Genomic DNA, 8,179 nt, shown 5'->3' with positions numbered 1-8,179 from the left:
CCCTTTCCCAATTTTTGATAATTCAGTCCGTGGGAGGTCTGGCTGCCCCGGTTCTCCGACGTGTTGTAGCTGTCAATCGTTTCCCGGCCCAGCGCGTCGGAAATTTCCTTGGCGTTCTTACCCCGCCCACTCAAAAATAAAGTACAGTCGCAGTTGTCGCTGATGATGTCGGCGGCGTCCTTGTAGATGCTTTTCAACTGCGATTGACTTTGCAAAATAATAGAAGCCGAGATTTCCCGGCTTCGGATGGTGGCGATCAGCTTGTCAAAGTTGGGTATCTGCCCGATGTTGGCAAACTCGTCCAGTATCAGACGCACATGGACGGGAAGCCTCCCGCCGTACACGTCGTCGGCCCGGTCGCACAGCAGATTGATAAGCTGGCTTTGCAGCATCGCCAGAATGAAGTTAAAGGTCGTATCCGTGTCGCTCATTATCAGGAACAGCGCCGTTTTGCGGTCGCCCAGGGTGTCCAGCTCCATTTCGTCGGTTTCCATCAGCTCACGGACTTCCCGGATGTCAAAGGGCGCTAACCTCGCCCCGCAGGAAATAAGGATAGAGGAACGAGTTTTGCCAGCGGAAAGCAGAAATTTTTGATACTGCCGGACGGCGAAATGCTCCGGCTCCTTTTCCGCAAGCCGGGCGAACATTTCATCAACGGGGCTTTGAAATTCGGCGTCGTCCTCTCTGGCCTCGGAAGCGTTAATCATTTCAAGCAGGGTGGTGAAATTCTTTTCGTCCTCCGGGGCCTCGTACCAGATGTAGCCGATCAGGGCGGTGTAAAATAGCCGCTCGGACTTCACCCAAAAATCCTCCGTGGATTTTTCCCCGTCGCCCTTGGTGTTGGCGATGATGGTGTTTACCAGCTTCAAGATGTCCTTTTCGCTGTGCAGGTAGGCGAACGGGTTATACCGCATGGACTTGGAAAAATTGATGGTGTTCAGCACTTTTATCCGATAGCCGCCCCGTCTTAAAAGCTGTCCCACCTCGATCAAGAGGCTCCCTTTCGGGTCGGTAATGCAATAGCTGCTGTGCATCTGCATGAGGTTGGGCTTAACAAAAAATCTCGTCTTGCCGCTGCCGGAACCGCCGATCACCAGCACATTCTTGTTCCGGGCGGTCTTGGGGTCTTTGGGCCTGCCGTTCATCGTCAGCCGTTCGGTCTGCGTGAGCAGGATGTTGTTTTCAAATACGGGGTCGATATACGGCGCTATGTCTTTTGGCCCGCCCCATCGGGCGCTGCCGTATTCCATGCCGTGGCGGTATTTCTTGGCGTTCTTGCCTTTCAGGTACACCGCCAGCCGCACCAGCACAGCGCCCCCGATACCGATACACAGGTCAAAGGGGTGGAGGCTGGGCAGGCTGTTGGCGAACGCCGCCGCCAGGCTGTCCATGAAGTGCAGCATCTTTTGGGAGGCGTCCGCCCCCGCCGCCAGCCGCCACGCCTCGCCCATCTTGCCGAACAGCCACACGAACAGCAGATAGGGCAGGTTGGTGATGATGATTTTCTTTATATCCGGCTTCACCGCTCCATCCCCCTTTCCCTGATCTTCTCCTTGGCCCGCTGGACATTCCGGCCCGCCGCTTCCCGCAGGACGGACAGCGCCTTGCGGATGGAGGGCTTGGCCTCCCGTGACAGCTTCTTGGCGGTGAACTCCTTGAAAGCCTGTTCCAGATTGTCGGCGTCCCGGCTCTTGAAGATCACAATGTAGTGGGGCGGCTGGGTGGTCTTGTCCTTTCGCAAGGTGAAGTCCACGCCGTATTTCTTGGCGCAGGGCTTGAAAGCGGCGATGTTGGCGTCGGTGATCTCGATGTTGGACAGCGCCGCCCCGTGCTGCTTCAACTGCTTTAGGCTCTGCTGGCCCTGATGGAGCTTGGGGCCGTGTTTCTGCGCCTCCAAAAACTTTTTCAGGGCCATTTGCAGCACTTGGGCCGTCAGCTTCCCGGTTTTCATGGATAATGCGATGGTCTTTTGAGTGACGTCCTCCTGCAAGCGTCATACCTCCTTTGCCAGAAGTCGAAAAGGGCGGCTACGGTGGAACCACCAGCCGCCGCAGGTAAATTCGCATCAGATACGCACCCGCAGGCCGTTCAGATCGTCGGCCCGGATGCCCACCAGATACCAATCGACGGCGTACTCAATCCGGGTGGGCTTCCAGCGCCCGCCCACCATCACGTCGAAGCACTGTCCACAGTGCAGACCGCCGTAGTAGTCGGCCAGGTCAAAGCGGATGTCGTAGCGGTCTGTCCGCTCGTCAAAAATCAATGCGCCCTGTTTCATAGTCGGGGCCTCCTTTGTCAGATTTTACCCTCCGCCATATCATGGGCGACGAGGGCGGTGTAGTAGCTTCCCATCGTGCTGGGGGCGTTGAACAGCACCGCCAGCAGGTATTTCTTGATGTTGCGGATTTTCGTGGTGTTCTCCCGCATACAGTCCATGACGAACTCAATATGGCCGCTGTTCAGTTTCAGCAGCTTGGCCTTTACCAGCTCGGCGGGGTAGTCATCACCGGCAACACGGATAGTCTTACGGGCCGTGCAGACGGTTTCTACCAGCAATTCTACGATGCCGTCTAATTCCTCCCGGTCGATCTTGGAGTGGCGCAGGAGGTGGTCGTACTCGATATTCTCCTTGATGATGTCCCGGTAAATCTCAACGGCGCTCTGCGTGGCCGCTTCCGATCCTTTCCTTTCCGGCGGCGAAGCCGCCCCAGCGGGAGGGGGTGAAAGGGAGGGAAAGGAATGGGTAATTGATGGGTCAGTAATAGCTTGGTCTTTAGTTACTCTATCTTTATTTAATTGCGTTGGATTTTCCGACGTCGGTTTTCCCGTTGTCGGGTTTTCCGACGACGGTTTATCCAACGACGGCGGCAAAGAAACAGGCTGTTCGTGGATGATGTACTCGTTGCTGCTGAACTTGCCGCCCTCGTCCGTAGTCTGGTGGCGCTCGATGTACCCGGCCCGCTCCAATTCGTTGACAGCGGAACGAATGGCGTCCTTGCTCTCCCGGTTGATGTAGCACAGGCCGGACAGGGTGTAGTCCCAATCTTCCGGGAGTGAGAGAATTTGCGACAGCAGGCCCTTGGCTTTCAGGGACAGGGACTTGTCCCGCAGGTGGTAGTTAGACATGACCGTGTAGCCCTTGTTCCTCTCCACGCGGAATACTGGCATGGCTTTCCGCTCCTTTCGGTATCTGGACATGAAAAAACGCCGCAGACTTTTTTCAAAATCTGCGGCGTCTGCCGGGGCGCAGAAACGGGCGATGCCTTGCCGACATCGCCCGCTTTCTGTGCTGTTGTTCACTTGTTTGCGCCGCCCCGTTTTCCGCTGCCCTTAAAAAACATTGATTTTACTTGGTTTTCTCATGTTTTCTTATGTCAACGCCCTTAACGGGGCGGCTTTTGAAATGGCTCAACGCTCTATGTAGGAAAAGGACCCCACGAACCGCGCCGGCGCGCCGGGGACGTAGCGGCTGCCCTCAAACTGATAGTCGTAGACGGCAATCACGGCGTTATAGGGCTGGTCGAAGCCCTTGGAATAAACCTCCGTCAGGGCGGCGCACAGCTCCTCGCCCAGGGGCGCCGCCACCACGGCCGGGTCCTGGGAGGGGGCGCCGTTAAATTCGTAATCGAACACGTCCGGCTCAAAGGGCCAGAGGTCGCCGTTGAAAAAGTCCTGGGTGAAGGAGGGGGCCTTCTCGCCGTTCTCGTTCTGCATGAAACGGTTCTCGGCGTAGGCCGCCAGGGCTTCCCTGCTCTCAAAGCTGCCAAGCCAGATGGAAACAATGCCGGATTCTTCCATGGTGATTCTCCTTTGTCGTGATTTGGTGAAGCGGGGGTCAGCGCAAAACGGAATTGCTGAGGATATAAAATTCCTCCTGACAGGGGAGGACGCGCTTTTCCATGGGGGGGCAGGCCCTCGTCAAAGCGGCGGGCGGCCTCCTGGTCGAAGCGCATGACGGGGCTGTCCCGGCAGACCCGGGGGCCGCCGTATCGGGAATGGGCCGCCGCCCCTGTGCGCCGGGCGGGGACGCGGTAGAATGGAGACGCCGCCCGCCGGTGCTGTTGCTAATACTATACCAAAGGTTGAGCGGATTGTCTACAAAAATTGGGCGGTTTTTCGCCGAGTTTGCCCGCCGGAAGACGGGAGGGGCCCCCGCCAGGCGGGAAGCCCCCCGGAAAACACCCGTCGGAGACGGGTCACGCCTTTAGGATCTCGCCGCCGTAGGGGGCCATCTCCAGGCGGATGAAGAAGCCCTGGTCATGGGAGCAGACGGGGCAGGACTTGGGGGCCTGGAGGCCCTCTTGAATGTGGCCGCAGTTCAGGCAGAGCCAGCCGCACTTGGCGTCGGAGACGAAGAGCTTGCCGGATTCCATAAGCTCCGCGAAGTGGGCGAAGCGGCTGCCGTGGGCCTTCTCGATTTTGGAAATCTGCTCGNAGGAGGAGGCCACCNNGGGNAAGCCCTCCTGCCGGGCGGTCTGGGCGAAGCTGGGGTAGACGGGGTCGAACTCCTCGAACTCGTTGTGCTGGGCCATGCGGAGGAGCTGGGCCACGTCGTTGGTCAGGTCCACGGGGTAGCCGNCGTCGATATGGACGGTCTCCCCGGCCACCTCCTTCATGTGGTTGTAGAAGATTTCGGCGTGCTCCTTCTCCTGGTTGGCGGTGAAGGTGAAAATGGCCTCCAGGACGTGGAGCTGCTGCTGTTTGCACAGGCCCGCGGCAAAGGTATAGCGGTTCCGGGCCTGGCTTTCCCCGGCAAAGGCGCGCATGAGGTTTTTGAGCGTCTCGCTCTCTTTTAAGTTTTTGGACATGAAAATACTGCCTCCCTACTTTTAAAGTATGGAGGCAGTATTTCCCACATTCAGGGGATTATACGCTTAACAGAGCTTCGCCCCGGCGGGGATGGCGTCGTCCACCATGAGTAGGTGGAGCACCTCCTCCCCCTTTTCCTTGTGGACGGCGGAGATGAGCATGCCGCTGCTCTCCTGGCCCATCATCTTCCGGGGAGGCAGGTTCACAATCGCCACCAGGGTCTTGCCCACCAGCTCCTCCGGCTCATACCACTTGTGAATCCCGGAGAGGATCTGCCGGTCCACGCCGGTGCCGTCGTCCAGGGTGAACTTCAAAAGCTTCTCGCTCTTTTTCACCGCCTCGCAGGCCTTTACCTTCACTGCCCGGAAGTCCGACTTGCAGAAGGTGTCGAAGTCCACCTTCTCCGCCAGCTGGGGCTCCAGCTCCACGNCNGACTCCGCNTGNNTCGCNNCCTCCACGGNGGCCTCCAGCTCCTGAAGCGCCTTGTCCATGTCCACCCGGGGGAAGAGGTTCTCCCCCTTGGAGACCGCGGCGGTCTCCGGCAATCCGCCCCATTTGGCGGCGGAGTCCCAGGTCCGGGCGGAAGCGTCCGCGCCAATCTGGGAGAAGAGTTTGTCCATGCTCTCCGGCATGAAGGGAATCAGCAAAATGCCGCAGATGCGGGCTGCTTCCAGCAGGTTATACAGCACGTGGGCCAGCCGGGGGCCATTGGCCTCCATGTCCTTCGCCAGGGTCCAGGGGGTGTTCTCGTCAATATATTTGTTTGCCCGCTGGATGACCTTGAAGATCTCCTCCAGGGCCTTGTGGGGGGCGAAGCGGTCCATCTCGGCGGCGTAGCGCTCCCGCAGGCCCCCGGCCAGGTCCTTGAGCTCCGTGTCAAAGGAGACCGTTTCCGCCCAGGTCCCGCAGAGCGCGGGCAGGGTCCCGCCGAAGTATTTGCCCACCATGGCGGTGGTGCGGCTGACCAGGTTGCCCAGGTCGTTGGCAAGGTCCGTGTTGATGGTCTGGATCAAAAGCTCGTTGGAGAAGTTGCCGTCGGAGCCGAAGGGGAAGGTGCGCATCAGGAAGAAGCGCAGGGCGTCCACGCCGAACTGCTCCGCCAGGATATAGGGGTCCACCACGTTGCCCTTGGACTTGGACATTTTGCCGCCGTCCAGAAGGAGCCAGCCGTGGCCGAAGCATTTCTTAGGCACCGGCTCGCCCAGGCTCATGAGCATGGCGGGCCAGATGATGGAGTGGAAGCGGACGATCTCCTTGCCCACGATGTTCACGCCGGGCCACCAGCCCTTTTCGTAATCGCTGTAGCGGTCGTTGCCGTAGCCCAGGGCGGTAATATAGTTGGAGAGGGCGTCGATCCAGACATAGACCACATGGCCGGGGTCGAAGTCCACGGGCACGCCCCAGCTGAAGCTGGTCCGGGAGACGCACAGGTCCTCAAGACCCGGGTCAATGAAGTTGCGCACCATCTCGTGGACCCGGGAGGGGGGCTCCAGGAAGTCCGTGTTTTCCAGCAGGTCCCGGATTTTGTCCGCGTACTTGCTCAGGCGGAAGAAATAGGCCTCCTCCTCCGCGTCCTTGACGGGGCGGCCGCAGTCGGGGCAGCAGCCGTCCTTAAGCTGGCTCTCCGTCCAGAAGGCCTCGCAGGGGGTGCAGTATTTGCCCTTGTAGGTCCCCTTGTAGATATCGCCGTTGTCGTGCATTTTGCGGAAGATATATTGAATGGATTTCACATGGTAATCGTCCGTGGTGCGGATGAAGCGGTCGTTGGAGATGTTCATCAGCTTCCACAGATCCCGCACGCCCCGGGGACCGTCCACAATGCGGTCCACAAATTCCTGGGGGGTGATGCCGGCCTCCTTGGCCTTTTCCTCGATTTTCTGTCCGTGCTCGTCGGTGCCGGTGAGGAACATGACGTCCTCGCCAAGCAGGCGGTGGTAGCGGGCCAGGGTGTCCGTGGCCACGGTGCAGTAGGTGTGGCCGATGTGAAGCTTGTCCGAGGGGTAGTAAATGGGCGTGGTGATATAGAATTTTTTCTTTTCCATGCTCTTTCTCCTTTAAAGCGGCGGCCCCGAATGGAAGGGACGCCGGTAGTGACGGGCTCAATTGGTCTATTATACTGACTTTTCCGGAAAATTACAAGCGGCATTCACCGTTCCGGGCCGGAAATTTCGGGCCCCTCCCGGTCCGCCAGGCTCCCGCGGCGCTTCCACCGGCCGGAGAAGTACCAGACCAGGGACAGGGCCAGACCCACGGCCCAGCCCACGGCGCAGCCGTAATACATATAGTCCGGCCCATAGCGCTCCGCCAGATAGTATACCGCCGGGACCCGCACCAGGATCAATGACAAAATTACGTCCACCATGGGAAACACGCTGTCCCCCGCGCCCCGCATGGCGTTGTTCAAGCAGAACATGACGGCGAACATAAAGTAGAAGGGCATGATGCACTGGAGGTAGACGGCCCCGGCGTGAATCACCGCCGGCGTGGGGGAGAAGAAGGCCACCAAGGGCTCCCGGAGGGGCAGGAGGACCGCCGTCATCAAAAGGGCCCAGGCGGCGGAGAGGGCAACGGCGACCCGGATGCCCCGCCGGGCCCGGTCCGGCTTTCTGGCGCCGGTGTTCTGGCCCACGAAGGAGATGACGGCGCTGGACAGGCTCTGAATGGGCAGGAAGGCCAGCTGATCCAGCCGGAAGCCCACGTTGTACCCGGCGGTGAACTCCTTGCCGTAGGAGTTGATCTTCCCCATCACCACCATGGCCCCCAGGGCAACCAGGGACATCTGGATTCCCGCCGGAAGGCCGATGCCCATGATCTGCCGGAAGAGGGCCCGGTCAAACCTCCGGGGCAGGAGGCGGAGGGAGATCTCCGGGTAGCGGCGGCTGATATAGAACACGCCGAAAAGCCAGGAGAAGGCCTGGGCGAGGATCGTGCCCAGGGCCACGCCGAAAACCCCCAGGTCGAAGGCCAGCACCAGCGCCAGGTCCAGGAGGATGTTCATCACCGAGGCCACCGCCAGGAACAAAAGGGTGCTCCGGCTGTTCCCCAGGCCCCCCAAAATCCCGGCGTTGAGGTTGTAGCCGATGCTGCCGGCGAGCCCGGCGCAGACCACCATTAAATAGAGGTACGCCTCGCCATAGGCGGCCTCCTCCACCTGGAGCAGGCGGAGGATGGGCCCCACCGCCAGCAGGGCCAGGGCCGTCAGGGGGATGATGGAGGTGAGGAAGGCGGCGTAGATGGTGTCCACCGCGTCCCGGACCCGATCCATTTTCCCCGCGCCGAAGAACTGGGCGATGACCACCGTGCCGCCGCTGGAAAGGCCGATGAACAGGGAGGAGAACATAGTCAAAACCGGGAAGCCCAGCCCTCCTCA

General features: G+C 59.8%; 8 protein-coding genes. All 8 read right to left on the bottom strand.

Annotation, left to right across the window (positions count from 1 at the left end):
- Positions 1 to 1,523 (bottom strand): VirD4-like conjugal transfer protein, CD1115 family (locus tag JX325_RS09850; protein WP_204790974.1); only part of this gene is annotated, 1,523 nt, incomplete at its 3' end.
- The gene (locus tag JX325_RS09845) at positions 1,520 to 1,990 is read right to left on the bottom strand and encodes a PcfB family protein (RefSeq protein WP_204790973.1); all 471 of its coding nucleotides are present in this window, start codon (positions 1,988 to 1,990) and stop codon (positions 1,520 to 1,522) included. The genes JX325_RS09845 and JX325_RS09850, both read right to left, overlap by 4 nt.
- Positions 1,991 to 2,065: 75 nt before the next feature.
- Complete coding sequence (locus tag JX325_RS09840) at positions 2,066 to 2,278, bottom strand: DUF5348 domain-containing protein (protein ID WP_204790972.1); 213 nt, start codon at positions 2,276 to 2,278, stop codon at positions 2,066 to 2,068.
- Between the two features lie 17 nt (positions 2,279 to 2,295).
- Positions 2,296 to 3,168 carry a DUF6017 domain-containing protein gene (locus tag JX325_RS09835; protein ID WP_204790971.1) on the bottom strand — a complete coding sequence of 291 codons (873 nt, stop codon included), beginning with the start codon at positions 3,166 to 3,168 and terminating at the stop codon, positions 2,296 to 2,298.
- 240 nt (positions 3,169 to 3,408) lie between these two features.
- On the bottom strand, positions 3,409 to 3,798 hold the full coding sequence (locus JX325_RS09830) for an immunity 22 family protein (RefSeq protein WP_204790970.1): 390 nt from the start codon (positions 3,796 to 3,798) through the stop codon (positions 3,409 to 3,411).
- Between the two features lie 398 nt (positions 3,799 to 4,196).
- Entirely contained in the window at positions 4,197 to 4,808 is a 612-nt protein-coding gene (rbr, locus tag JX325_RS09825; RefSeq protein WP_204790969.1) for a rubrerythrin, read from the bottom strand.
- 66 nt (positions 4,809 to 4,874) lie between these two features.
- A complete protein-coding gene (metG, locus tag JX325_RS09820; protein WP_204790968.1) occupies positions 4,875 to 6,851 on the bottom strand; it encodes a methionine--tRNA ligase in 1,977 nt (658 codons plus the stop codon).
- A 104-nt stretch (positions 6,852 to 6,955) separates the two neighbouring features.
- A complete protein-coding gene (locus tag JX325_RS09815; RefSeq protein ID WP_279380528.1) occupies positions 6,956 to 8,170 on the bottom strand; it encodes an MATE family efflux transporter in 1,215 nt (404 codons plus the stop codon).
- Between the last annotated feature and the right edge of the window lie 9 nt (positions 8,171 to 8,179).

Source organism: Oscillibacter sp. CU971, assembly GCF_905219725.1.
Lineage (GTDB): Bacteria > Bacillota > Clostridia > Oscillospirales > Oscillospiraceae > Oscillibacter.
Note: the sequence above shows the minus strand (reverse complement) of the source record. Positions and strands in the feature narration are given on the sequence as shown.